Annotated in this window: 21 protein-coding genes; 7 read left to right on the top strand and 14 right to left on the bottom strand. The window is 64.4% G+C overall.

Going from position 1 to position 24,112, the window contains the following annotated elements:
• Positions 1-49: 49 nt before the first annotated feature.
• Positions 50-478, bottom strand: coding sequence for a hypothetical protein (locus PSEEN_RS23120; protein WP_044488510.1), 429 nt, complete (start codon positions 476-478; stop codon positions 50-52).
• Entirely contained in the window at positions 479-1,171 is a 693-nt protein-coding gene (locus PSEEN_RS26770) for a hypothetical protein (protein WP_158020275.1), read from the bottom strand.
• A gap of 333 nt (positions 1,172-1,504) precedes the next feature.
• Between PSEEN_RS26770 and PSEEN_RS23125 the strand changes: the two genes are divergently transcribed.
• From PSEEN_RS23125 to yccS, 7 genes are all read left to right on the top strand, one after another.
• On the top strand, positions 1,505-3,301 hold the full coding sequence (locus tag PSEEN_RS23125) for an acyl-CoA dehydrogenase (RefSeq protein WP_011535999.1): 1,797 nt from the start codon (positions 1,505-1,507) through the stop codon (positions 3,299-3,301).
• A gap of 30 nt (positions 3,302-3,331) precedes the next feature.
• Entirely contained in the window at positions 3,332-4,774 is a 1,443-nt protein-coding gene (locus tag PSEEN_RS23130; protein ID WP_011536000.1) for a TldD/PmbA family protein, read from the top strand.
• Positions 4,774-6,105 (top strand): TldD/PmbA family protein, encoded by a 1,332-nt coding sequence (locus tag PSEEN_RS23135; RefSeq protein ID WP_011536001.1) that lies wholly within the window; start codon positions 4,774-4,776, stop codon positions 6,103-6,105. Before PSEEN_RS23130 ends, PSEEN_RS23135 begins: the two co-directional genes overlap by 1 nt.
• 106 nt (positions 6,106-6,211) lie before the next feature.
• Positions 6,212-7,639, top strand: coding sequence for a multidrug transporter subunit MdtD (gene mdtD, locus PSEEN_RS23140; RefSeq protein WP_011536002.1), 1,428 nt, complete (start codon positions 6,212-6,214; stop codon positions 7,637-7,639).
• 112 nt (positions 7,640-7,751) lie between these two features.
• Complete coding sequence (gene dbpA / locus PSEEN_RS23145; RefSeq protein WP_231845326.1) at positions 7,752-9,089, top strand: ATP-dependent RNA helicase DbpA; 1,338 nt, start codon at positions 7,752-7,754, stop codon at positions 9,087-9,089.
• A 136-nt stretch (positions 9,090-9,225) separates the two neighbouring features.
• A complete protein-coding gene (locus PSEEN_RS23150) occupies positions 9,226-10,407 on the top strand; it encodes a BaiN/RdsA family NAD(P)/FAD-dependent oxidoreductase (RefSeq protein WP_011536004.1) in 1,182 nt (393 codons plus the stop codon).
• Positions 10,408-10,594: 187 nt separating this feature from the next.
• Positions 10,595-12,778 (top strand): YccS family putative transporter, encoded by a 2,184-nt coding sequence (gene yccS / locus PSEEN_RS23155; RefSeq protein ID WP_011536005.1) that lies wholly within the window; start codon positions 10,595-10,597, stop codon positions 12,776-12,778.
• Positions 12,779-12,874: 96 nt separating this feature from the next.
• On the opposite strand, the gene PSEEN_RS23160 is transcribed toward yccS, so the two are convergent.
• From PSEEN_RS23160 to epd, 12 genes are all read right to left on the bottom strand, one after another.
• Positions 12,875-13,612 (bottom strand): substrate-binding periplasmic protein, encoded by a 738-nt coding sequence (locus PSEEN_RS23160; RefSeq protein ID WP_011536006.1) that lies wholly within the window; start codon positions 13,610-13,612, stop codon positions 12,875-12,877.
• Between the two features lie 141 nt (positions 13,613-13,753).
• Positions 13,754-14,701: an ornithine cyclodeaminase family protein gene (locus tag PSEEN_RS23165; protein WP_011536007.1), complete on the bottom strand. Its 948-nt coding sequence runs from the start codon at positions 14,699-14,701 to the stop codon at positions 13,754-13,756.
• Positions 14,698-15,717, bottom strand: coding sequence for a threonine/serine dehydratase (locus PSEEN_RS23170; protein WP_044488511.1), 1,020 nt, complete (start codon positions 15,715-15,717; stop codon positions 14,698-14,700). The genes PSEEN_RS23165 and PSEEN_RS23170 overlap by 4 nt, the downstream gene beginning before the upstream one ends.
• A gap of 75 nt (positions 15,718-15,792) precedes the next feature.
• Positions 15,793-16,422 carry a helix-turn-helix transcriptional regulator gene (locus PSEEN_RS23175; RefSeq protein ID WP_011536009.1) on the bottom strand — a complete coding sequence of 210 codons (630 nt, stop codon included), beginning with the start codon at positions 16,420-16,422 and terminating at the stop codon, positions 15,793-15,795.
• A 156-nt stretch (positions 16,423-16,578) separates the two neighbouring features.
• Positions 16,579-16,881, bottom strand: a complete 303-nt coding sequence (locus tag PSEEN_RS23180; RefSeq protein ID WP_011536010.1) for a winged helix-turn-helix domain-containing protein — start codon at positions 16,879-16,881, stop codon at positions 16,579-16,581.
• Positions 16,882-16,895: 14 nt separating this feature from the next.
• Positions 16,896-17,396 (bottom strand): M48 metallopeptidase family protein, encoded by a 501-nt coding sequence (locus tag PSEEN_RS23185; protein WP_011536011.1) that lies wholly within the window; start codon positions 17,394-17,396, stop codon positions 16,896-16,898.
• 39 nt (positions 17,397-17,435) lie between these two features.
• On the bottom strand, positions 17,436-19,553 hold the full coding sequence (locus PSEEN_RS23190) for a putative bifunctional diguanylate cyclase/phosphodiesterase (RefSeq protein ID WP_011536012.1): 2,118 nt from the start codon (positions 19,551-19,553) through the stop codon (positions 17,436-17,438).
• Positions 19,554-19,901: 348 nt separating this feature from the next.
• Positions 19,902-20,966 (bottom strand): class II fructose-bisphosphate aldolase, encoded by a 1,065-nt coding sequence (gene fba / locus PSEEN_RS23195; protein WP_011536013.1) that lies wholly within the window; start codon positions 20,964-20,966, stop codon positions 19,902-19,904.
• A 99-nt stretch (positions 20,967-21,065) separates the two neighbouring features.
• Complete coding sequence (locus tag PSEEN_RS23200; RefSeq protein WP_011536014.1) at positions 21,066-21,395, bottom strand: MliC family protein; 330 nt, start codon at positions 21,393-21,395, stop codon at positions 21,066-21,068.
• 160 nt (positions 21,396-21,555) lie between these two features.
• A complete protein-coding gene (locus tag PSEEN_RS23205; protein ID WP_158020305.1) occupies positions 21,556-21,807 on the bottom strand; it encodes a hypothetical protein in 252 nt (83 codons plus the stop codon).
• Complete coding sequence (locus tag PSEEN_RS23210; RefSeq protein ID WP_011536016.1) at positions 21,807-22,970, bottom strand: phosphoglycerate kinase; 1,164 nt, start codon at positions 22,968-22,970, stop codon at positions 21,807-21,809. The genes PSEEN_RS23205 and PSEEN_RS23210 overlap by 1 nt, the downstream gene beginning before the upstream one ends.
• A 12-nt stretch (positions 22,971-22,982) precedes the next feature.
• Positions 22,983-24,044 (bottom strand): erythrose-4-phosphate dehydrogenase, encoded by a 1,062-nt coding sequence (epd, locus tag PSEEN_RS23215; protein WP_011536017.1) that lies wholly within the window; start codon positions 24,042-24,044, stop codon positions 22,983-22,985.
• Positions 24,045-24,112: the final 68 nt, after the last annotated feature.

Raw genomic sequence — 24,112 nt, forward strand, 5'->3', positions numbered from 1 at the left:
CACCAATACAGCGCTATGCCTTCGAGGGAACAGGGATAATCATACGACTCTAGCGGGCACTTCTAAAGAACCAGAGACTCCAGACCTTCACCAATTCGGTGACGACCACCAATGCGATCAGTTGCACCGACCCGGCCGTGAAATGGAAACCCGCATAAGATAAGAGCGCAGACACTGAAGGAGCGAACAAGAAGAGCCTGAGCGGCAACTGTAGCCATACCAGCCTCTGCCCCCACACGCTTCGGCGCATAAGCAGGATGCTGCTTGCAATGATCGACAACTGCAGCGCCCATCCGAGTGCTACAAATGCGATCGCATAATCACCGTGGTCGTCGATCAGCCGCATTGCACTCAGCGCATCAGAGTAGAAAGGGAGGTCGCCTCGCAAAATACTGCTTACCCCATAATCAAGAAGATAAAGCACATCCAGAAGGCCCCACCCCCACCAGATACTCTTATTTAACGCGGGTGCACGCACTTAGTTTCTCCGTTCGAAGATTTTGTCAGGTGTTGCTGGCACCCAGTGCCATGACTGGCCTTTCAATGCCCAATGATCCCCTGCCTCGACATACTTCTGGGTCGTCCTCTTGAGCTCACCATAACGATGAATAGCCGGGCCCAGCTCAAAACTCTTTTCATCCGTACTCAATCTAACCCACTCATGTATGAGTGTACGGCGTGTATTGGCCCAGTCCTTGCCATCGGAGAAGATAACCCCACCCTCATTGGAGATTGTGCCGCTCCTGTTCGCGGTAATTGCCAATATGTTCCAAAGCGCATCATGATCAATGCTTTTTAACACCCATTTTCCAGGTCCTGTGCCCGCCGCTACCTGCAAGGCATGATCAGTAGCTCGTGGCGAATTACGCACCACAGTCCCACTGGAGCCGCCGAGTTTATGGTGCATATGACCAACCGGTCTGTACGGACTGAATGGATTTGAGCATGCGAGCAGCCACTCAGCGCTTTCGACCTTGTCCAAAATGATCTGTTTTGGCAGTGGCTCCAAGCACTGGTCGGGATAGAAACCTATCTCAAGGATCAATTCTGTCAGCCCAAATATCTCATCGGGATCCAACAGCGCTTGCTCGACATGTGAAACCGCGAAAAAAGGGCTCTCGAATTGACTATCTGGATAAAGGTAAATTTTATGACGAGGTATTAGTTGCATGAGGTTCTCCAGTCTCAGAAGGAGCACCAAGTGAACCGCAACAGCCTCAATAAAGGATTGCCAGGCAATTCCTACATTTACGTAGGACGACTCCTAATATTTCGCAAAATATTCCAGACCCATCATCGCCGTGCATGAGCTATCGAGCGGGTGATGTACTTAAACTCTACACCTGCCGGTGTAACGCCTGCTTGGGCGGATTCCATCGCGAGACACACGACGTACGCTTCGGGCCATTGCGCTTTCTGAACCCATATCACCCAAACCAATTAACCTGTCCCCTGCCCCGCCACCCCGCCTAGACTCGCTGCATCCCGAACCAGGAATGCCGCCATGTCCGAGCAACTCCTCAGCAGCCGCAACCTCGCCTTCGAACTCTACGAGGTCCTCGACGCCGAGGCCCTGACCCAGCGCCCGCGCTTCGCCGAGCACAACCGCGAGACCTTCGACGCCGCGCTGGCCACCGCCCGCACCCTCGCCGAGAAATACTTCGCCCCGCACAACCGCAAGGGCGACGAGCACGAGCCGCGCTACGTCGACGGTCGCGCCGAACTGATCCCGGAAGTAAAGCCCGCAGTCGACGCCTTTCTCGACGCAGGCTTCCTCAACGCCAACCGCGACTTCGAAGTTGGCGGCATGCAGTTGCCAAGCCTGGTATCGCAAGCCTGCTTCGCCCACTTCCAGGCCGCCAATGCCGGTACCACGGCCTACCCGTTCCTGACCATGGGCGCGGCCAACCTGATCGAGAGCTTCGGCAGCGACGAGCAGAAACGCCTGTTCCTGCAACCGATGATCGAGGGCCGCTACTTCGGCACCATGGCCCTGACCGAGCCCCATGCCGGTTCATCCCTGGCCGATATCCGCACCCGTGCCGAGCCCGCAGGCGACGGCACCTACCGGCTCAAGGGCAACAAGATCTTCATCTCCGGCGGCGACCACGAACTGTCGGAAAACATCGTGCACATGGTCCTGGCCAAGCTGCCGGATGCGCCGCCCGGGGTGAAGGGCATCTCGCTGTTCATCGTGCCCAAGTACCTGGTCAACGTCGACGGCAGCCTGGGCCAGCGCAACGACGTGCTGCTGGCCGGCCTGTTCCACAAGATGGGCTGGCGCGGCACCACCTCCACCGCGCTGAACTTCGGCGACAACGGCCAGTGCGTCGGCTACCTCGTGGGGCAGCCCCATCAGGGCCTGGCTTGCATGTTCCAGATGATGAACGAAGCACGCATCGGCGTCGGCATGGGCGCGGTGATGCTGGGTTACGCCGGCTACCTCTATTCGCTGGACTACGCCCGCCAACGCCCGCAGGGCCGCCTGCCGGACAACAAGGACCCGCACAGCCCCGCCGTGCCGATCATCGAGCACAGCGACGTGAAGCGCATGCTGCTGGCACAGAAGGCCTATGTGGAGGGTGCCTTCGACCTGGGCTTGTACGCTGCGCGGCTGTTCGACGACACCCACACTGCGGCGGATGAGAACGCACGTCGGCAAGCCCTGGAACTGCTCGACCTGCTCACCCCCATCGTCAAATCCTGGCCGTCGGCGTTCTGCCTGAAGGCCAACGAGCTGGCGATCCAGATACTGGGCGGCCACGGCTACACCCGCGAGTACCCGGTCGAACAGTACTACCGCGACAACCGCCTCAACCCGATCCACGAAGGTACCGAGGGCATCCAGTCCCTCGACCTGCTCGGGCGCAAGCTGGCACAGAACAACGGGGCCGGGCTCAAGCGACTGATCCGCCTGATCGCCGGCACCTGCGAGCGCGCCAGCCATCACCCGAACCTCGACGCGCTGCTTCAGCCGCTGGAGCAACTGGTCAACCGCCTGCAAACAGTGACGCTTACGCTGCTCGGCGACCTGGCCAGTGGCAAGGTCGCGGGCGCACTGGCCAACTCGGCGCTGTACCTCAAAGTGTTTGGCCACTGCGTGATCGGCTGGCGCTGGCTGGAGCAGGCCATCCATGCCGAGGTCGGTCTGCTCAAGGGCAGTGACCGCGACTTCTACCAGGGCAAACTCCAGGCCGCGCGTTATTTCCTCACTTGGGAGGTGCCGGGCTGCCATAATGACCTCGCGTTGCTCGAGGCCCGCGACGACACGTGCCTCGCCATGCAAGAGGGGTGGTTCTAGGGGGAGCCACCGCACACACGGAGGTTTCCGATGTTCGACTCCAGCACCCTGTTGCGCCAGCGCTTCAATGCGCTGCGCAGCACGGCCGAACTGTTCTCGCTTCGCCATGTGAAGCAATCGCACCAGTCACTGTCGGTCCGGCGCAATGTCGCCGAGCCGCCCTTCTTCAGCCAGGACGAGGGCGCCATGCTCACCGTGCGGGTAGCCGGCGTCGAGGCCTACGCGGCCACCGCCGACCTCTCGCAGGCAGGCCTGCAACGCGCCCTGGAACAAGCCGAGGCGCTGGCCCGGCGGATCAAGGCCAGCAGCCTGTTGGACCTGAGCGGCCAGCCAGCGCCATCCGGCCGTCACGATCACGTCTCGCCCAACTTCGAACAGGCACTGCCCAACCTCGCCGACTGCCTCGAACTGCTGGCCAGCGAATCGGCCAGCGTGCCGAAGGACAGCCGCCTGGTGGACTGGCAGGCTAGCCTGAGCATCAGCCTGGTCGAGCAGACTTACCTGAGCTCCGCCGGCGCCGAACTGCGCCACGCCCAGCGCTTCATCTACCCGGGCCTGGGCGTCACCGCCAGCGACGGCCAGGACAGCCAGAGCCGCAGCCTGGGCCGGGAGAACTTCGGCCAGCAAGGCGGCTTTGAGGTGATCGAACGCTGCGGCCTGGTCGGCGCGGCGCGCCGTGTGGCCGACGAGGCCCTGCAACTGCTGCTGGCCCCCAATACGCCCAGCGGCAAGCGCGACTTGCTGCTGATGCCCGACCAGATGATGCTGCAGATCCACGAGTCCATCGGCCACCCGCTGGAGATGGACCGCATCCTGGGGGACGAGCGCAATTACGCTGGCACCAGCTTCGTCAAAGCCGGCGACTTCGGCCATCTGCAATACGGCTCCAAGCTACTCAATGTGACCTTCGACCCGACCATCGGCGAAGAGCTGGCCAGCTACAGCTTCGATGACGACGGCACGCCGGCCAGCAAGCAGTTCCTGATCCGCGATGGCCTGCTGGTTCGCCCCCTGGGTGGCGCGCTGTCGCAGCTGCGCTCGGGCCTGGACGGCGTCGCCAACAGCCGCGCCTGCGGCTGGAACCGGGCGCCGATCGACCGCATGGCCAACCTCAACATCGAGCCGGGCGAGCAGTCGCTCGAACAACTGATCGGAGGGATCGAGCACGGCATCCTGATGCGCACCAACCGCTCGTGGTCCATCGACGATGCGCGCAACAAATTCCAGTTCGGCTGCGAGTGGGGCCAGCTGATCGAGCACGGTGAACTCAAAGGCGTGGTGAAGAACCCGAACTACCGCGGCATCTCCGCCGACTTCTGGCGCAACCTGTCGGCGGTCGGCGACCGCAGCACCTTCCAGGTGCTCGGCACGCCCAACTGCGGCAAAGGCGAGCCCAACCAGGTGGTACGGGTCGGCCATGCCTCGCCGGCCTGCGTATTCCGCCAGATCGACGTCTTCGGAGGGGATGCCTGATGAGCACCGTGTATCAACAACGCTTCGAAAGCCTGCTCGACAGCTTGAACGCCGCCGTGCAGCCGGGCGAGCAGTTCACCCTCGGCTACAGCGCCGAACAATCGCAATTCGTGCGTTTCAACCACGCCAAGGTGCGCCAGGCCGGGCTGGTCAGCCAGGCCAGTGCGCAGCTGCGGCTGGTCCGCGACGGCCGCCAGGCCGAACAACAGGTCACCCTGGGCGATGACGCCGAACTCGATCGCCAGCGCCTGCATGACGCACTCGCGCAATTGCGCCAGACCCTGCCGTTGCTGCCGGTGGACCCCTACCTGAGCCTCGACGAAAGTGCCTGGCACAGTCATAGCCTTCTGGAGCCGCCGCTGCCCGAGCTGGATGAGGTGCTGGCCTTGATCGAGCGTGAAGCCGGCGACCTGGACCTGGTCGGCATCTACGCCGCCGGGCCTATCTGCCGGGGCTTCGCCAGCTCCTTCGGCGCCTTCGGCTGGCACCAGGCCAATAGCTTCAACATCGACTGGAGCCTGTTCCACGCCAACGGCCAGGCGGTCAAGGCCAACTACGCGGGGCAATCCTGGCGCGGCGACAAGTTTGCTAAACGCCTGCGCCAGGCCCGCGAGCAACTGGAGCACCTGGGACGCCCAGCCATCACCCTCAAGCCGGGTACCTACCGCGCCTACCTGGCGCCGGCGGCGATGGACGAGATCGCCGGCATGCTCTGCTGGGGCGCTTTCTCCGCACAGTCCCTGGCCACCGGCAACAGCGCGTTGCAACGCCTGTACAACGGTGACGCACGCCTGAGCCCGCTGGTGAGTTTCAGCGAGCAGGTCAGTGGTTCGCTGAGCCCGGCGTTCTCCGACGAAGGCTCGCCCCGTCGCGACCTGCTGCTGATCGGCGAAGGGCGTGGGCTGGAGCGGTTGGTGAGCGCCCGCAGCGCCGCCGAGTTCAAGCTTGTGGCCAACGGCGCCGACAGCCACGAATCACCCTGCGCGCTCAGCCTGGCGCCGGGCAACCTGCCCAGCGCGCAGATCCTCGAACGCCTCGGCACCGGCCTGTACATCAGCAACCTCTGGTACCTGAACTATTCGGACCTGCCAGCAGCACGCATGACCGGGCTGACCCGCTTTGCCACGTTCTGGGTCGAGAACGGCAGGATCCAGGGGCCGGTGAGCACCATGCGTTTCGACGACAGCCTGTACAACCTGCTGGGCAGCCAGTTGGAGGACCTGACCCAGGAGCGCGAGATGATCCTGTCGACCAGCACCTATGGGCAGCGCAGTACCGGATCAAGCCATCTGCCGGGGGCGCTGGTCAAAGGGTTGACCCTGACATTGTGATTGGCAGGTCCGGCCTGTTCGCCGGCAAGCCGGCTCCTACAGAGGGTTGTGCGTAGGAGCCGGCTTGCCGGCGAACAAACCCGAATGCAGAACAAAGAGAAGCCCCATGCCCGACCGTGCCCCGCTGGACCCTGTCACCGCCCGCTGGATCCCCTGGGTGGTGGCCATCGCCTTCTTCATGCAGTCGCTTGACGGCACCATCCTCAACACCGCACTGCCGGCGATGGCCCGCTCCCTGGCCGAAGACCCATTGCGCATGCAGGGGGTGATCATCGCCTACATGCTCACCGTGGCCCTGCTGATCCCGGCCTCGGGCTGGATCGCCGACCGTTTCGGGACCAAACGCATCTTCTTCAGCGCCATCCTGCTGTTCAGCTTCGGCTCGCTGCTGTGCGCCATGGCCAACAGCCTGGGCTTCCTGATCCTCGCCCGAGTGATCCAAGGCCTGGGCGGCGCGCTGATGCTGCCGGTCGGACGGCTGGTGGTACTGCGCGCCTATCCGCGCAGCGAACTGGTGCGGATCATGAGCTTCATCACCATTCCCGGCCTGCTCGGCCCACTGCTCGGCCCGACCCTGGGCGGCTGGCTGGTGGAAATTCTCACCTGGCACTGGATCTTCCTGCTCAACCTACCGGTGGGCGCACTGGGTTGCTACGCGGTATGGAAATTCATCCCCGACCTGCGCGGCGCCGAGCGTACCACCTTCGACGGCCCGGGCTTCCTGCTGTTCGGCGCGGCGATGGTGCTGATCACCATCGCCATGGAAGGCCTGGGCGAACTGCACCTGCCGCACCTGCGGGTGATGCTGTTGCTGTTCGCCGGCATGGCCTGCCTGGCCGCCTATTGGCTGCGCGCCGGGCGTGACCCGGAGCCACTGTTCTCGCCGTCGCTGTTTCGTGTGCGCACCTTCGCCATCGGCATCCTCGGCAACCTGTTCGCCCGCCTGGGCAGCGGCGCCCTGCCCTTCCTCGTGCCCCTGCTGCTGCAAGTGGCCCTGGGCTATTCACCGGCCCAGGCCGGCATGAGCATGATCCCGCTGGCGGCGGCGGCGATGCTCGCCAAATCCATCGCCCGGCCACTGATCGAACGCCTGGGCTACCGTATCGTGCTCACCGGCAACACCCTGCTGCTGGGCCTGCTGCTGGCCAGCCTGGGGCTGGTGGACGAGCAGACGCCCTACGCCTTGCTGCTGGTGCAGCTGGCACTGCTGGGGGCAGTGAACTCGATGCAGTTCACCGCGATGAACACGGTGACCCTGATCGACCTCGACGACGCCAGCGCCAGCAGCGGCAACAGCTTGCTGTCGGTGGTCGCGCAGCTGTCACTGAGCCTGGGCGTGGCCTGCGCCGGCGCCTTGCTCGGCGGCTTCACCGCAGCCGGCAGCGCCGAGGGCGTGGAGAGCACGCTGGGCGCGTTCCAGCTGACCTTCGTCACCATCGGCGTGATGGCCATGCTGGCGGCAGCCATCTTCCTGCAACTGGCGCCGACGGACGGAAGGCGCGCCCGTCGTCCGGAACATCACGTCGAGTCGTAGGGCGAATGGCCACGAGGCTGGTAGACTGTGCGGCATTTTTCGCTTCGCACCGCAGGCCCGCCTCGTGACCGTTGAAACCACCGCCTTTGCCACCCTCCCGCTGTCCGCCGCCATGCTGGCCAACCTGGACGCCCTGGGCTATGCCTCGATGACCCCGATCCAGGCCCAGAGCCTGCCGGTCATCCTCAAGGGCCAGGACCTGATCGCCCAGGCCAAGACCGGCAGCGGCAAGACCGCCGCCTTCGGCATCGGCCTGCTCAACCCGATCAACCCGCGCTATTTCGGCTGCCAGGCGCTGGTGCTGTGCCCGACCCGGGAGCTGGCCGACCAGGTGGCCAAGGAACTGCGCCGCCTGGCCCGCGCCGAGGACAACATCAAGATCCTCACCCTGTGCGGCGGCGTCTCGCTCGGCCCGCAGATCGCTTCGCTGGAGCACGGCGCGCACATCATCGTCGGCACCCCGGGGCGCATCCAGCAGCACCTGGACAAAGGCACCCTGGTACTCGACGGGCTCAACACCCTGGTGCTCGACGAAGCCGACCGCATGCTCGACATGGGTTTCTTCGACGCCATCGCCAGCATCATCGGCAAGACCCCGTCGCGCCGCCAGACCCTGCTGTTCTCCGCCACCTACCCGGCCGGCATCGAGCAGTTGGCCAAGGACTTCATGCGCCAGCCACAGCAGGTCAAGGTCGAGGCGTTGCACAGCGACAGCCAGATCGAGCAGCGCTTCATCGAGATCGACCCGCAACAGCGTCTCGAAGCAGTGACCCGCGTGCTCGGCCACTACCGCCCGCAGTCCTGCGTAGCGTTCTGCTTCACCAAGCAGCAGTGCGAGGACCTGGTCACCCACCTGACCGCCAAGGGCATCGTCGCCCAGGCCCTGCACGGCGACCTGGAGCAGCGCGACCGCGACCAGGTGCTGACGATGTTCGCCAACCGCAGCAGCTCTGTGCTGGTGGCCACCGATGTGGCCGCCCGCGGCCTGGACATCGACGGCCTGGACCTGGTGATCAACGTCGAGCTGGCCCGTGACGCCGAGATCCATGTACACCGTGTCGGCCGTACCGGCCGTGCCGGCGAGAAAGGCGTGGCGATCAGCCTGGTGGCCCCGGCCGAAGGCCACCGCGCCCAGGCCATCGAGGACCTGCAGAACAAGCCGCTGCGCTGGGAGCAGCTGGACAACCTCAAGAGCAAGGGCGGTGAGCCGCTGCTGCCGACGATGACCACCCTGTGCATCGGCGCCGGGCGCAAGGACAAGCTGCGCCCGGGTGACATCCTCGGCGCACTGACCGGCGATGCCGGGCTGCCGGGCAAGCAGGTGGGCAAGATCGCCATCTTCGACTTCGTGGCGTTCGTCGCCGTGGAGCGGGCGGTGGCCAAACAAGCCATGCAGCGCCTGAACAGCGGCAAGATCAAGGGCCGTGCCCTGAAAGTCCGCATCGTCTGACCTATTTGGGGGCCGCTTTGCGACCCTTTCGCGGCACAAGGCCGCTCCTACAGGGGATCGCGTACATCCTGTAGGAGCGGCCTTGTGCCGCGAAAGGGCTGCAAAGCAGCCCCGGCAATTCTGAAGAGGTAACACCGTGCACTCCACCGACGTGATCATCCTCGGCGCCGGCGCCGCCGGCCTGATGTGTGCCCTACTCAGCGCCCAGCGCGGGCGCCGGGTGCTGGTGCTCGACCACGCCAACAAGCCGGGCAAGAAGATCCTCATGTCCGGCGGCGGGCGCTGCAACTTCACCAATATGTACACCGAGCCTGCCAACTTCCTTTCGCACAACCCGCACTTCTGCAAGTCGGCGCTGGCTCGCTACACCCAGTGGGACTTCATCGAGCTGGTGTGCAAGCACGGCGTGCCGTACCACGAGAAAAAGCTCGGCCAGCTGTTCTGCGACAACAAGTCCAGCGACATCCTCGACATGCTCCTGGCCGAGTGTGATAACGCGGGCGCCGAATTGCGCATGAACACCAGCATCGAACAGATCGAGAAAACCGAGGCTGGCTACACCTTGCAGACCAGCGCCGGCCCGTTCGCCTGCCAGTCGCTGGTGATCGCTACCGGCGGCCTGTCGATCCCCACCTTGGGCGCCACTGGCTTCGGCTACCAGGTCGCCCGCCAGTTCGGCCATGAACTGCTGCCGACCCGCGCCGGACTGGTGCCGTTCACCATCACCGAGCCCCAGCTCAAGGCACTGTGCACCGAGTTGTCCGGCACGTCGCTGGATTGCGTCGCCAGTTGCAACGGCACCAGCTTCCGCGAAAACCTGCTGTTCACCCACCGCGGCCTGAGCGGCCCGGCGATCCTGCAGATCTCGTCGTTCTGGGAGGCCGGCGACACGGTCGAAATCAACCTGCTGCCCGACCGCGATGCGCTGGAGTGGTTGCAGGGCCAGCAGGTCGAACGCCCCAACAGCGAACTGAAGACCGTGCTGGGCGAGGTGTTCACCCGCAAGCTGGCCAACCTGCTGGCCGAGCAGTGGTTCGTTTCGAAACCCTTGAAACAGTACACGCCGGCAGAATTGACCCAGATCGCCGAGAAACTCTCGGCCTGGCAGGTGGTGCCCGCGGGTACCGAGGGCTACCGCACCGCCGAGGTCACCCTGGGTGGCGTCGATACCCGCGAGGTGTCGTCCAAGACCATGGAGTCGCTGAAAAGTCCGGGGCTGTACTTCATCGGCGAGGTGCTGGACGTGAGCGGGCACCTGGGCGGTTTCAACTTCCAGTGGGCCTGGGCTTCGGCCAACGCCGCGGCGCAGTTCGTGTAGAGTAGAATCCATTCAGCAGCACGGAACGCTTCTTGCTGGTCTGTGCTCGGAGTGCCATTTTTGGGGGCTGCTGCGCAGCCCTTCGCCGGCAAGGCCGGCTCCTACAGGGATCGTGTCAACTTGTAGGAGCCGGCCTTGCCGGCGAATGGCCTCGACGCTACTCAACCGATCTCAGCCCAAGGCCATCATGTCATCGAGCTCGTTCCGCCATTCATTGCGTCGCCTGTGGGGCCAAGACAAGTTCAGCTACGCCATCCGCGTGACCATTGCCCTCACCGGCAGCATGGCCTGGTGCTGGTACCAGAACGAGATGAGCCTGCTGATCCCGCTGTTCCTCGGCATCATCGCCAGCGCCCTGGCCGAGACCGACGATGGCTGGCAGGGCCGCCTCAGCGCCCTGGCCGTCACCCTGGTGTGTTTCGCCATCGCCGCCCTGTCGGTGGAGCTGCTGTTCCCCTACCCCTGGATCTTCGCCGGTGCCCTGGCCCTGGCGGCCTTCGGCCTGACCATGCTCGGCGCCCTGGGCGAACGCTATGGCGCGATCGCCTCGGCGACGCTGATCCTGTCGGTGTACACCATGATCGGTGTGGACCAGCGCGGCGGCGAGGTCAGCGACTTCTGGCACGAACCCTTGCTGCTGGTGGCCGGCGCGGCCTGGTACGGGTCGCTGTCGGTACTGTGGCAGGCGCTGTTTTCCAACCAACCGGTGCAACAGAGCCTGGCCAAGCTGTTCTTTGAGCTGGGCAGCTACCTCAAGCTCAAGGCCAGCCTGTTCGAACCGGTGCGCACCCTTGACGTCGAGGCCACGCGCCTGGAGCTGGCCAAGCAGAACGGCAAGGTGGTGGCCGCGCTCAACGCCGCCAAGGAGATCATCCTGCACCGGGTCGGCAACAGCCAGCCCAACTCCAAGGTCAGCCGCTACCTCAAGCTGTATTTCCTGGCCCAGGACATCCATGAACGGGTCAGCGCCTCGCACTACCCCTACAACGCCCTGACCGACGCGTTCTTCCACAGCGACGTGATGTTCCGCTGCCAGCGCCTGCTGCGCAAACAGGGTGCGTCCTGCCAGGAATTGGCCCGGTCGATCCGCCTGCGCCAGCCTTTCGTGCTGGCCAGCGGCTACCCCGAGGCCCTGGAAGACCTTAACGCCTCGCTGGAGCACCTGCGAATACAGAGCAATCCAGCCTGGCGCGGCCTGTTGCGCTCGCTGCGGGCACTGGCGGCCAACCTGGCGACCCTTGACCGCCTGCTCAGCGCCGCCAGCAACCCCGACAGCCTGGCCGACGCCAGCGACAGCAGCCTGCTCGACCGCTCGCCGCGCACATTGAAGGATGTCTGGACGCGCCTGCGCACCCAGCTGACCCCGACCTCGCTGCTGTTCCGCCATGCGCTGCGCCTGCCCCTGGCGCTGTCGATCGGCTATGGCATGGTGCACCTGATCCACCCGACGCAGGGTTACTGGATCATCCTCACCACTTTGTTCGTCTGCCAGCCCAACTATGGCGCCACCCGGCGCAAGCTGGTGCAACGGATCTTCGGCACCGCCGTCGGCCTGACCGTAGGCTGGGCGCTGTTCGACCTGTTCCCCAACCCGTTGATCCAGTCGGCCTTCGCCGTGGTGGCCGGGGTGGTGTTCTTCGTCAACCGCACCACCCGCTACACCTTGGCCACGGCAGCGATCACCCTGATGGTGCTGTTCTGCTTCAACCAGATCGGCGATGGCTACGGCCTGTTCCTGCCGCGCCTGTTCGATACCCTGGTCGGCAGCCTGATCGCCATCCTCGCGGTATTCCTGTTCCTGCCCGACTGGCAGGGCCGGCGCCTGAACAAGGTGTTGGCCAACACCCTGGCCTGCGCCAGCCAGTACCTGCGCCAGATCATGCAGCAGTACGCCCACGGCAAGCGCGACGACCTCGCCTACCGCCTGGCCCGGCGCAACGCGCACAACGCCGACGCGGCGCTGTCGACCACCCTGGCCAACATGCTCATGGAGCCGGGGCACTTCCGCAAGGAGGCCGACGTGGGCTTCCGCTTCCTGGTGCTGTCGCACACCTTGCTCAGCTACCTCTCGGGGCTGGGGGCGCACCGCGACACGGCACTGCCGGCCGAGGTGCATGAGCAACTGATCGAGGGGGCCGGGCAAGCGCTGGCCGCGAGCCTGGACGAGATTGCCAATGGCCTGGCGGCGCGGCTGCCGGTGGCGATTCACAGTGATGCCGAGGAGGCCCTGGCCAACAGCCTGGAGCAGATGCCCGAGGAGCTGGACGAGCATCAGCGCCTGGTGCAGTCGCAACTGGCGTTGATCTGCCGACAGCTGGGGCCTTTGCGTACGCTGGCCGGGCATCTGATCAAGGAAGGCGAACCCGCATGACGTGAGGGCCCATTCGCCGGCAACGCCGGCTCCTACAGGTGCAGCGAAAACCCGCAATCGGTAGGAGCCGGCCTTGCCGGCGAACGGGCTCTCAGGTCAAAAGCCATGCTGGCGCAACAACCGGTCATAGCTCCCGTCGGCTTTCATCGCCGCGATGGCCTTCTCGAAGCGCTTGACGATCTGCTGGTGCTCGGGGTGCTTGAGGCTCACCAGGATATGCAAGCTGTTCTCCGCCAACGGCGGCTCGACGAAGGCAACCGACTCGCGCACCTGCGGCGGCTCGCGTTGCAGGTTGTAGCGCGCCACATACTCGTCCTCTATCGCCAGGTTGACCCTGCCCGCTGCCAACATGCGCACTGCTGACGAAAAGCTGCGCACCGGCACCTTGTTCAACCGGGTGTCACTGTCGAAAGCCGGTGAATAGGCGTAGTCACGCACCACGGCAATGCTATAGGGGTAGAGGTCGGCGAGTTTCTGGTAGCCGAAGGTTTCACCTTCGTGCTTCAGCAGGCGGATGCGGTTGGTGAGGTAGGCATCCGAGAACTGGCCGATGCGTGTGCGCTCGTCATTGAACCACGCGTTGATCAACACGTCGTAGCGCCCTTCCCCCACGCCCATCAGCGCCCGGGCCCAGGGCACCTCTTCGAACTCGGTGGCATAGCCGGCGCGCGTGAGGGCAGTGGTGACGATATTGGTCGCCAGGCCGCCGCCGGGCATCCCGCTATCCGTGAAAGGCGGCCAGCTGTCCGCCACCAGGCGCAGCTTCTCGAGGCCGGAGGCCGGACCTGCGCACAACACACTCAGCAATCCAAGAACGCAAAGCAGTGGCCGCATGCTCAAGTCCTTTCGCAGTGGGGGGCACACGCTGGAAATGGCGATCTTCGCTACAGACCTTGCAGATTACACAAAGCCTGTTGCCGACGGCAGCGGCAAGTAATATCAAATAGCCTCTATTTTGGTCGAACTACAGGGTCCTCAGTGCCGCAACGCCTGGTAAGCGTAGCAAGCGATCTGCGCGTCCTGGATCGCTACACCGGTCAGGTCCGCCACGGTCAACTGGTCGTCACTGGCGCGCCCCATGCTGGGATTGCCGAGCAAGGTGCCCAGTTCCAGCAAGCGCGAGCGTTCGAGCAACCCGGCCTGCAGCGCATGGGAGACTTCACCGTACTGGCTGCATTGGCTGAGCGAATCGACCACGACCAGGTCGGCCTTCGCCACTAGATGTGCAGCGAGCTCCTGCTTGCCAGGCGCATCGGCACCGACCGCGGTGATATGGGTGCCGGGGCGGACCCAATCGCTATCGAGCAGGGCTTCGCGCGAAGGCGTTGCAGTGATGATGAGGTTTGCGGCCTCTGCCACGGCCCGCGGCTCATGTTCCAGGCGCACCGTGAAACCCAGCCGCTCGGCGAAATCACGGTAACTGGCCAGCCCAGCGTCGCTGCGGCCCCAGACACTCAACTCGCGACAGGGGATAACCGGCATCAGTTGCTCAAGCTGCATGCGTGCCTGGGTGCCGGTGCCCAGGATGCCAATGCGCTCGACCTGGCGCGGCGCCAGCAACCGCGCCACGATGCGCCCGGCCAGGGCGGTGCGCATGCAGGTCAGCCAACCCTGGTCAGCCAGCAGGGCCAGCGGTTGGCCCGTGCGCGCGCTGAACACCAGCATCAGGCCGTCATTGCTTTCCAGGCCCTGCGCGGGATTGTCGTAGAAACCCGTGGAGACCTTGACGGTGAAGGTATCGCCGCCTTCGAGATAGGCGGACTTCACGCAGCAGTCGCCATTGGCCTGCGCAAACACGAAAGCCTGCACGGGGGGCGCCTGGACCCGCCCCTGTGAATAGGCCACGAAGCCCTGCTCCAGCCTGCGCACGGCCTCGTCGAGGTCCAGGTTGGCGATGATCGCGTCACGTTCATGGATTTTCATGCCATGGCCTCGAGAAAGGTCTCCAGCTTCACGTTGCGCCCGCACAGGATCACCGCCACTTTCTTACCCTGGTAATCCCCCGCGACCTGCTTCATGCCTGCCAGCGCCACTGCGGCGGCCCCCTCGATGATCCAGCGCTCACAAACGGCGGCGTCGCGCATGGCCTGCTTGATCTCGTCCTCACTCACCAACACGGTTTTCTTCAGCAGCCGCTGGAGAATCGGGAAGGTGACGGCGTCCTGTTCCACGCCTCCGGCGGTCCCATCGGACAGCGTGGGCTGCTCTTCCATGTCGATGATCCGGCCAACTTCAAGCGAGCGCTGCAAGGTCGGCGCATTGGCCGGCCAGCAGCCGATGATTTCGGTCGAAGGGGACAACATGTGCAAGGCGGTGGCGATGCCGGACACCATGCCACCGCCCCCCACAGCGACGAACACCGCGTCCAGGTCCGGCGCCTGGTCGAACAACTCCATGCCGATGGTGCCCTGCCCGGCGATCACTTCCAGGTCGTTGTAGGGCGAGACGAACGGCTTGCCCTGGCGCTCGGCTTCGCGACGGGCGTGCATTTCGGCGCCCAGAGAGTCGACGTCCAGCACCGTCACCTCGGCGCCAAGCTGACGCATGGCATCGATCTTCACGGGCGAGGCCTCATGGCTGACATGCACGGTCACCGGCACACCAAGTAGCTGCCCGGCCAGCGCCAGCCCCTGACCATGATTGCCGGAAGAGGCCGCGATTACGCCCTTGGTACGTTGCTCGGCATCCAGCAGCCGCAGCTTGTTGCTGGCGCCGCGAAACTTGAAGGAGCCGGTGAGCTGCAGGTGTTCGCACTTGAGGTGGACGTCGCATCCCGTCATCGCCGAAAGGCCGGGGCTACGCGCCAGCGGCGTCACCGGCACCTGGGGGCGCAGGGCGGCATGGGCCAGGTGGATGGACTGGTACAGCTGATCGAGCGCAATGTCGTCGATTGCCACGGGTGGATGCTCCTGGGTCAGACGGCGGGTATAGGCCACCATCAATGGAATAAAAATCCACCGTAGAATAATTTTCCACAAAGCACAAGCCGGCAACGGACCACCGGCTCGCGGGCCTCAGGCCTCCCGGGCAATCTTCACGTACTTGTAGATCGTCGCCCGGCCCATGCCCAGGACATTGGCCACGTAGTCGTAGGCGCTGCCGCCGCGGAAAGCCCCTTCACCGTGCAGCGCCTCCACCAGCTCGCGCTTGTGCTCGCGGGTGAGGCCATCGAGGCTCAAGCCACGCTCCCTGAGCCAGCCATGCAGGAAGGTGTTGATGCGCTCCTGCCAATCGTCGCGGAACAGCACGTCGGGCTGGGGCAGCAAGCGGCTGGCCTGGAAGAACAGGTCCAGCGCCTGCTTGGCCTGCTCCAGCACCGAGACATTGAAATTGATGCACAGCAGCGCCTCGGGTACCCCAGCGTCATCGACCATGACGCTGCTGATCGAGCGAACTTTCTGGCCGTTCCAGTTGAGCTTTTCGTAGGGCCCCAACGGCGTGTCGGTACTCAGCTCGCCTGGCAGGTCCTCGAGCGCCGAGTCGTCGCCCAACTGCCGCTTGGAGATGTTGTTGGCGATATGCACCACGGTCTGGCTGCGCAGTTCGTGAACCACGACTTCGGCGTGGGGGAACAGCAGGGTGGCGACACCATCGGCCATGGCGGCGTAGTTGCTGAAACGTGCGTTGATGGCCTTGGCAGACATCGGAACATCCTGAAAATTGGGTGTGGTGTGAAGAGTCGGCACGGTCCCTGTAGGAGCGGCTTTAGCCGCGATACAAGCGACGCGTTGCATGGCACCGGCTGCGCCGGTGATCGCGGCTTAAGCCGCTCCTACAGAGGTTGCGCCGCGCCTTCCCGCTCAGGGGTAGCCCAGCACTTCGCGGATCTGGCGCAGGTGCTGGATGATCCACTGCTTGTCGATGGCACCCCAGTCGCGGATGCGGTAGTGCCCGGCATGGTTGCGCGCCCCGGCCTGCTGCTCGAACTCGCAGACGATGTCCAGGTCGGCCAGGGCGGTGATGGTGTCCTGGGCGGTGCGCCGCGGCATACCGGTAGCCTCCATCAATGCCGGCACGCTGGTGGCGGTCTGGCTGTCGATCAGCCAGGCCACGTACAGGCGGCGGTAGAAGCTGCTGCGGGTCTTGCTCACTTCCGTGGTCATGGGGTGCTTGTCCCTCAGGTGTTGCCCGGCAGCTCCCGATAGGTCAGGTAGACGCGCAGGTCGAATTCCAGTTGATGGTAGTCCGGCTCCATGTGCTGGCAGAGCTGGTAGAACGCCTTGTTGTGGTCGCGCTCCTTCAGGTGCGCCAGCTCATGCACCACGATCATGCGCAGGAACTGCGGCGCAGCCTCCTTGAACAGCGAGGCGACGCGGATCTCCTTCTTCGCCTTGAGCTTGCCACCCTGCACACGCGACACCGCGGTGTTCAGCCCCAACGCGCGATGGGTGAGGTCCAGGCGGTTGTCGAACAGCACCTTGTCCAGCGGCGGCGCGCTGCGCAGGTACTGTTGCTTGAGGTCCTGGGCGTAGGTGTACAGCGCCTTGTCGTTCTGCACCGCGTGATGCTCGGGGTAACGCTGCTGCAGGTAGTCGCCCAGGCGTTGGCTGGCGATCATCTGGCGCACCTGTTCCTGGAGGTGAGGCGGGTAGGCTTGCAGATAGCGAAGTGCGGTCATGGCGGGAGGGTCGGACTGGGAAGACGCGAGTGTAGCCAATCACGGGGTCCAGGGGAAAATCGGCGGAAAACCACTGGCATCACTGGCGGTCATCGGGCGGGCGACCAGGAACCCCTGCACATAGGTGCAACCGCTGCTCTTGAGCCAGTCGGCCTGGGCCTTGGTTTCCACGCCCTCGGCAATCACGGTGATGCCATAGTCGGCGCACAGGCCGATGACACTGCGGGCCATGGCGATGTCCGCCGCCGACTCCGGCAGCCGCGCCACCAGGTGGCGGTCGATTTTCAACGTGTCGATGGGCAAGTCGCGCAACATGCGCAACGAGCAGTCGCCAGCGCCAAAATCATCCAGCGCCACGCGGATGCCCAGCTCGCGCAGACGATGCACCTGCTTCACCGCGGCGTCGATGTTGTACATCAGCGAAGTCTCGGCCACCTCCACTTCCAACTGGGCCGGCTGCAAGCCATGCTCGTCGAGTACCCGTGCCAGCTCATCGGCCAGGCCCGGCATGGCGAACTGCGCCCGGCTGAGGCTGATCCCCAGGACCAGCTGCGAGCCAAAGCGCTCGCCCCACTCCCGGCGCTGGGCGGCGCCCTTGCGGTAGATCCAGCTGGCCAGGCGGTTGATCAGCCGTGCCTCTTCGAGCAGCGGGATGAACAGCCCGGGCGGCACATCGCCGACGCTCGGGTGCTGCCAGCGCAGCAGGGCCTCGAAGCCACGCAGGCGACCATCGGCAAAGGCTACCTGGGGCTGGTAGACCAACGTGAAGTCGTTCTGCTCGATGGCTTCACGCACACTGTCTTCGAGCATCAATCGCGAACGGGCGCGGCCGTTGAGCTCTTCGTCATAGAAGCGATACTGCTGTCGCCCGGCTTGCTTGGCCGCATACATGGCAGCATCGGCCGCGCGCAGCAGCCCTTCGACATTGGCGCCGCAGTCCGGGTAGGTGGCGATACCAATGCTCACGCCGAGGCTGACTTCCAACCCATCGAGTTGCTGGAAGCTGGACATCCGTTCGAGCAATTTCTCGGCGTAGCGCCCGGCCTGCTCCGGGTACGGCAAACCATCGAACAACGCAGTGAACTCGTCCCCGCCCATGCGCGCCAGCAACGCCTCGCTGCCCAGGCACTCCTTGAGCTGCTCGGCGACCCAGCGCAGTACCTTGTCCCCGGCTTCGTGCCCAAGCAAATCATTGATTCGCTTGAAACCGTCCAGGTCCATGTACATCAGGGCGCGAACCTTGTCGGAGCGCTCATTGCGCATCAGCGCGCCCTCGGCGGCCTGGTAGAAACCGCGGCGGTTGAGCAGGCCGGTCAGCGGGTCGGTGACCGCCTGGTACTCCAGTTGCTGGTGCAGGCTGCGCACCACCGACATGTCCAGCACCGTCACCACCATCGCCCGCTGCTCGGCGGGCAGCGGCGCACAGGAAAGCGCCACGGGTATCAGCTGGCCGCTGACGGTGCGCAACTGCGCGTCGTGGACCCGGAAGATCTGGCGCTTGAGGTAAGCCTGGTAAAAATCCGACTCATGCCACAGGTTGGCGCATGGCAACTGAATCAAATCCAGCACATGCGCGCCCTGCAGCTTCTCCACCGGTGTGTCGAGCAGACGCGAGATCGCCGGGTTGGCGAAATTGATGGTGCCCGATTCGTCCACCACCAGGATGCCTTCGGCGGCGTTCTCGAGGATCGAGGCATTGAAGGCACGGGCCGATTCCAGCTCGCGGGTCAGGCTCTGCAGCATGCGTCGGTTGCGCTGTTGCTCGAGCAGCGCCTGGACTTTGGGTTTGAGGATCTGCGGGTCGAACGGCTTGAACAGGTAGTCCACCGCGCCATTGGCGTAGCCCTTGAGCACGGCGGCCTCGGACTGTTCATTGGCGGTGAGGAAGATGATCGGCGTCAGCCGGGTCCGCTGGCTGCCACGCATCAGCCGGGCGACCTCAAAGCCGTCCATTTCGGGCATCTGCACATCGAGCAGCACGAGGTCGACCTCGTTTTCCAGCAGGGCACTCAGGGCTTCCATCCCTGAGCTGGCGGTCAATACCTGCCAGTCCTGGCGGGACAGCAAGGCCCGCATGCTGATGAGATTCTCCGGGTAATCGTCTACGACGAGCAGAACCGAGCGATTGTCCGGTGGTTGAGTGTGAGCGACATCCATGCTGCTTCTCTTGTTAGGCCGATTACGACGAGCCATTGGATCCGATCTTTACTCTAGACTCGGGGACCGAAGACGCAACGCGTGCAGATGGCTATAAGCCATCGGAAGTGATGTTAGCCGACTAACGGTATGAACGCTGCAGCCCATTCGCCGGCAAAGCCGGCTCCTACAGATACAACGCTGATCTTGAGGCTGGTGTGGGCCCTGTAGGAGCCGGCTTTGCCGGCGAATGGCCGGTATCGTCAGCACAAGACCCTTGCTCCCAAAGAGGAGCGCACCTGGCCCCCCCTTCACCCAGGCACAAAAAAACCCGCATCACTGCGGGTTTTTTTGTGAAGCGACGCCGGATCAGTTGATCTTGGCGGCCAGCTCGCCCTTGGCGTAACGCTGGAACATGCCTTCCAGGGAGATCGGCTTGATCTTCGAGGCGTTGCCGGCGGTGCCAAAGGCTTCGTAGCGAGCGATGCACACGTCACGCATGGCCTTGACGGTTTCACCGAAGAACTTGCGTGGGTCGAACTCGCTCGGGTTCTGCGCCATCAGGCGACGCATGGCGCCGGTGGAGGCCAGGCGCAGGTCGGTGTCGATGTTGACCTTGCGCACGCCGTACTTGATGCCTTCGACGATCTCTTCGACCGGCACGCCGTAGGTCTCTTTGATGTCGCCACCGTACTGGTTGATGATCGCCAGCCACTCTTGCGGCACCGAGGACGAACCGTGCATCACCAGGTGGGTGTTGGGGATGCGCTTGTGGATTTCCTTGATACGGTCGATCGCCAGCACGTCACCAGTCGGTGGCTTGGTGAACTTGTAGGCGCCGTGGCTGGTGCCGATGGCGATGGCCAGGGCGTCCACCTGGGTCTTCTTGACGAAGTCGGCGGCCTCTTCCGGGTCGGTCAGCATCTGGCTGTGGTCCAGCACGCCTTCGGCGCCGATGCCGTCTTCTTCACCGGCCATGCCGGTTTCCAGCGAGCCCAGGCAGCCCAGCTCGCCTTCCACCGAAACGCCGCAGGCGTGCGCCATGGCAACGGTCTGCTGGGTGACGCGGACGTTGTACTCGTATTCGGTCGGGGTCTTGCCATCTTCACCCAGCGAGCCGTCCATCATTACCGAGCTGAAGCCCAGCTGGATCGAGCGCTGGCACACGTCAGGGCTGGTGCCGTGGTCCTGGTGCATGCACACCGGGATGTGCGGGAACTCTTCGATGGCGGCCAGGATCAGGTGGCGCAGGAACGGGGCGCCAGCGTACTTGCGGGCACCGGCGGAGGCCTGGACGATGACCGGAGAGTCGGTCTTGTCGGCGGCTTCCATGATGGCGCGCATCTGCTCGAGGTTGTTGACGTTGAAAGCCGGTACGCCGTAACCGAACTCGGCGGCGTGGTCCAGCATCTGGCGCATGCTAATGAGTGCCATTGTGTATCTCTCTCCCGACAAGCGTCGTTGTTTCGTGCAAGCCTGCCGCAGGGGCGGTTGCTGTTCAAGTAGTGTGGGCCATCCATGCGGCCCGGCCAGTCACGGTGCCTTGCAGCCCCGCCCAATCAGATCGTTGGTTGCCACCCAGTACACCAGGCCTTCATTGCCTTTGGTGTGCAGGGCGAGCACGCCATCGCTGTACAGCGCGCCCGAGGCGCCCGGCTCGGACTTGAGCCGGTAGACCTGGTCGCCGCCGCCAAGGCGCACGTCAACCGCATCCTGTTTCGCGTCGGTGAAACGCCACAGCACCTCGGCCTGGCTGTCGCAGACCCAGCGGGTCCAGTTGTCCGCCGGGGCGGGTTGGGCAGGTTGCAGCATCGAGCAGCCTGCCAGGGTCGCCAGGGCCAACGTGGCCAGAAGCGCTTTCATCCTAAAACCTCGTTGAGGGCTGCTATGCAGCCCATCGCCGGCAAAGCCGCCTCCTACAGGGATCGCGTCGCCTGTAGGAGCCGGCTTTGCCGGCGATGGGCCGCACAGCGGCCCCAATGTCCAAGACCACGAAACCCGCGTTAGGTTGCCCGCCACCCGATCAAGGGCAGCCGGCCGCCTTGCGCTGGTGTTCGTCGTCGTATTTTTCCAGGCCATCCGGGCCCAGGCGCTTGTTGATCACCGGCGCGGTCTCGGCCTGCCACTGGGACTGGTAGCAACCGCCCTTGGGCGGCTGCGCCGGATCTGCGTCGCTGCCCCGATTGCTGGAGCAGGCGCCCAGCAACACGGCCACGATCATCACAGGCAATTGCTTGACCATCAGGTCGCTCCCTTTGCCAGGCGCCTTCAAAATCAGGCCTTGGCCCGCTCTTCCAGGATTGCCACCGCAGGCAGGACCTTGCCCTCGACGAACTCGAGGAACGCGCCGCCACCGGTAGAAATGTAGGAGATATCGGCACCAACGCCATACTTGTCGATGGCCGCCAGGGTGTCACCACCACCGGCGATGGAGAACGCGGCGCTGTCGGCAATGGCCTTGGCCAGCACTTTGGTGCCGTTGCCGAACTGGTCGAACTCGAACACGCCGACCGGACCGTTCCACAGAATAGTCTTCGAGGTCTTCAGCAATTCGGCGAACTGCTCGGCGGTCTTTGGACCAATGTCCAGGATCATGTCGTCGGCAGCCACGTCGGCGATGGCCTTTACAGTGGCTTCGGCGTCTTCTGCGAATGCCTTGGCAACCACCACGTCGACCGGCAGCGGCACGCTGACCTTGGCGGCGATGGCCTTGGCGGTCTCGACCAGGTCGGGTTCGTACAGCGACTTGCCGACCGGGTGACCGGCGGCGGCGAGGAAGGTGTTGGCGATACCGCCACCGACGATCAGCTGATCGCACACAGTGCTCAGGCTGTTCAGCACGTCCAGTTTGGTGGAGACCTTGGAGCCGGCAACGATGGCGGCCATCGGCTTGGCCGGGGCTTTCAGGGCCTTGCCCAGGGCATCCAGTTCGGCAGCCAGCAGCGGGCCTGCGGTCGCGACCTTGGCGAACTTGGCAACACCGTGGGTGGAGCCCTCGGCGCGGTGGGCGGTGCCGAAGGCGTCCATGACGAACACGTCGCACAGGGCGGCGTACTTCTGCGCCAGCTCGTCGGCGTTCTTCTTCTCGCCCTTGTTGAAGCGCACGTTCTCGAACAGCACCAGGTCACCGGCCTTCACTTCGACGCCGTCGAGGTAATCGGCGACCAGCGGCACTTCGCGGCCCAGGGCCTTGCTCAGGTAAGCGGCGACCGGCTTCAGGCTGTTCTCTTCGGAGAACTCGCCTTCGGTCGGGCGGCCCAGGTGCGAGCAGACCATTACCGCCGCGCCCTTTTCCAGGGCCAGCTTGATGGTCGGCAGCGCTGCCAGGATACGCGCATCGCTGGTTACCACACCGTCCTTCACAGGCACGTTGAGGTCTTCGCGGATCAGTACGCGCTTACCTTGCAGGTCGAGGTCGGTCATCTTCAACACGGTCATGAATGCAGTCCTTCAGGGCTGTTTGGTGCGGGTTGGGTGGACGACGTGCAGGAAGTGCTCCGCAACGTCGAGCATACGGTTGGCGAACCCCCATTCGTTGTCGAACCAGGCCAGCAGGTTCACCAGGCGTGGGCCTGAGACGCGGGTCTGGCTGGCATCGACGATGGCCGAATGCGGGTCATGGTTGAAATCACAGCTGGCGTGGGGCAGCTCGGTGTAGGCCAGCAGGCCTTTCAGCGGGCCGTCCAGGGCGGCCTCGCGCAGCACCCGGTTGACCTCCTCGGTGCTGGTATCGCGGGAGGTCTGCAGGGTGATGTCCAGGCACGACACGTTGACAGTGGGCACGCGTACCGCTTTGGCCTGAATTCGCCCGGCAAGTTCCGGCAGCAGTCGCTCGATGCCGCGCGCCAGGCCAGTGGACACCGGGATCACCGACTGGAATGCCGAACGGGTGCGGCGCAAGTCTTCGTGGTGGTAGGCGTCGATCACCGGCTGGTCGTTCATCGCCGAGTGGATGGTGGTGATCTGCACGTACTCGATGCCGAAGGCCTGGTCCAGCACACGCAGCAGCGGCACGCCGCAGTTGGTGGTGCAGGAGGCGTTCGACACCAGCAGCTCATCGCCGGTCAGGCAATCCTGGTTCACGCCGTAGACCACCGTGGCATCGACGTCCGCCTCGCTGGCCATGGGCTGGGAGAACAGCACCCGGGGCGCGCCGGCGTCGATGAAACGCTGGCCGTCGGCCCGGCTGTTATAGGCACCGGAGCACTCCAGCACCAGGTCGATGCCCAGGGCCGCCCAATCGATGCCTTCGGGGGTGGCGCTGCGCAGCACTTTCACGCAGTCGCCATTGATATGCAGACAGTCGCCGTCGACCTTCACCTCGCCGGGGAAACGCCCGTGGGTGGAGTCGAAGCGCGTCAGGTATTCCAGGCTGGCCTGGTCGGCCAGGTCGTTCAGCGCGACGATCTCGAAACCGGCCTTCGCCCCTCGCTCAAACAGCGCGCGCAGGACACAGCGGCCGATGCGGCCGTAACCGTTGAGTGCAACTTTGTAGGGACGCGGGTGGGGCATTCGATGGCTCGCTAACGCATGATGGCTTTTGGGGCCGCGTCGCGGCCCATCGCGACGCAAGGCCGCTC

It is taken from the genome of Pseudomonas entomophila L48 (genome assembly GCF_000026105.1).
In the GTDB taxonomy this organism is placed as follows: Bacteria; Pseudomonadota; Gammaproteobacteria; order Pseudomonadales; family Pseudomonadaceae; genus Aquipseudomonas; species Aquipseudomonas entomophila.

Coding starts and splice junctions, on each gene's coding strand:
- PSEEN_RS26770 (WP_158020275.1), bottom strand. CDS start 1,171: ATGCAACTAATACCTCGTCATAAAATTTACCTTTATCCAGATAGTCAA.
- PSEEN_RS23125 (WP_011535999.1), top strand. CDS start 1,505: ATGTCCGAGCAACTCCTCAGCAGCCGCAACCTCGCCTTCGAACTCTAC.
- PSEEN_RS23130 (WP_011536000.1), top strand. CDS start 3,332: ATGTTCGACTCCAGCACCCTGTTGCGCCAGCGCTTCAATGCGCTGCGC.
- PSEEN_RS23135 (WP_011536001.1), top strand. CDS start 4,774: ATGAGCACCGTGTATCAACAACGCTTCGAAAGCCTGCTCGACAGCTTG.
- mdtD (WP_011536002.1), top strand. CDS start 6,212: ATGCCCGACCGTGCCCCGCTGGACCCTGTCACCGCCCGCTGGATCCCC.
- dbpA (WP_231845326.1), top strand. CDS start 7,752: ATGCTGGCCAACCTGGACGCCCTGGGCTATGCCTCGATGACCCCGATC.
- yccS (WP_011536005.1), top strand. CDS start 10,595: ATGTCATCGAGCTCGTTCCGCCATTCATTGCGTCGCCTGTGGGGCCAA.
- PSEEN_RS23160 (WP_011536006.1), bottom strand. CDS start 13,612: ATGCGGCCACTGCTTTGCGTTCTTGGATTGCTGAGTGTGTTGTGCGCA.
- PSEEN_RS23165 (WP_011536007.1), bottom strand. CDS start 14,701: ATGAAAATCCATGAACGTGACGCGATCATCGCCAACCTGGACCTCGAC.
- PSEEN_RS23170 (WP_044488511.1), bottom strand. CDS start 15,717: ATGGTGGCCTATACCCGCCGTCTGACCCAGGAGCATCCACCCGTGGCA.
- PSEEN_RS23175 (WP_011536009.1), bottom strand. CDS start 16,422: ATGTCTGCCAAGGCCATCAACGCACGTTTCAGCAACTACGCCGCCATG.
- PSEEN_RS23180 (WP_011536010.1), bottom strand. CDS start 16,881: ATGACCACGGAAGTGAGCAAGACCCGCAGCAGCTTCTACCGCCGCCTG.
- PSEEN_RS23185 (WP_011536011.1), bottom strand. CDS start 17,396: ATGACCGCACTTCGCTATCTGCAAGCCTACCCGCCTCACCTCCAGGAA.
- PSEEN_RS23190 (WP_011536012.1), bottom strand. CDS start 19,553: ATGGATGTCGCTCACACTCAACCACCGGACAATCGCTCGGTTCTGCTC.
- fba (WP_011536013.1), bottom strand. CDS start 20,966: ATGGCACTCATTAGCATGCGCCAGATGCTGGACCACGCCGCCGAGTTC.
- PSEEN_RS23200 (WP_011536014.1), bottom strand. CDS start 21,395: ATGAAAGCGCTTCTGGCCACGTTGGCCCTGGCGACCCTGGCAGGCTGC.
- PSEEN_RS23210 (WP_011536016.1), bottom strand. CDS start 22,970: ATGACCGTGTTGAAGATGACCGACCTCGACCTGCAAGGTAAGCGCGTA.
- epd (WP_011536017.1), bottom strand. CDS start 24,044: ATGCCCCACCCGCGTCCCTACAAAGTTGCACTCAACGGTTACGGCCGC.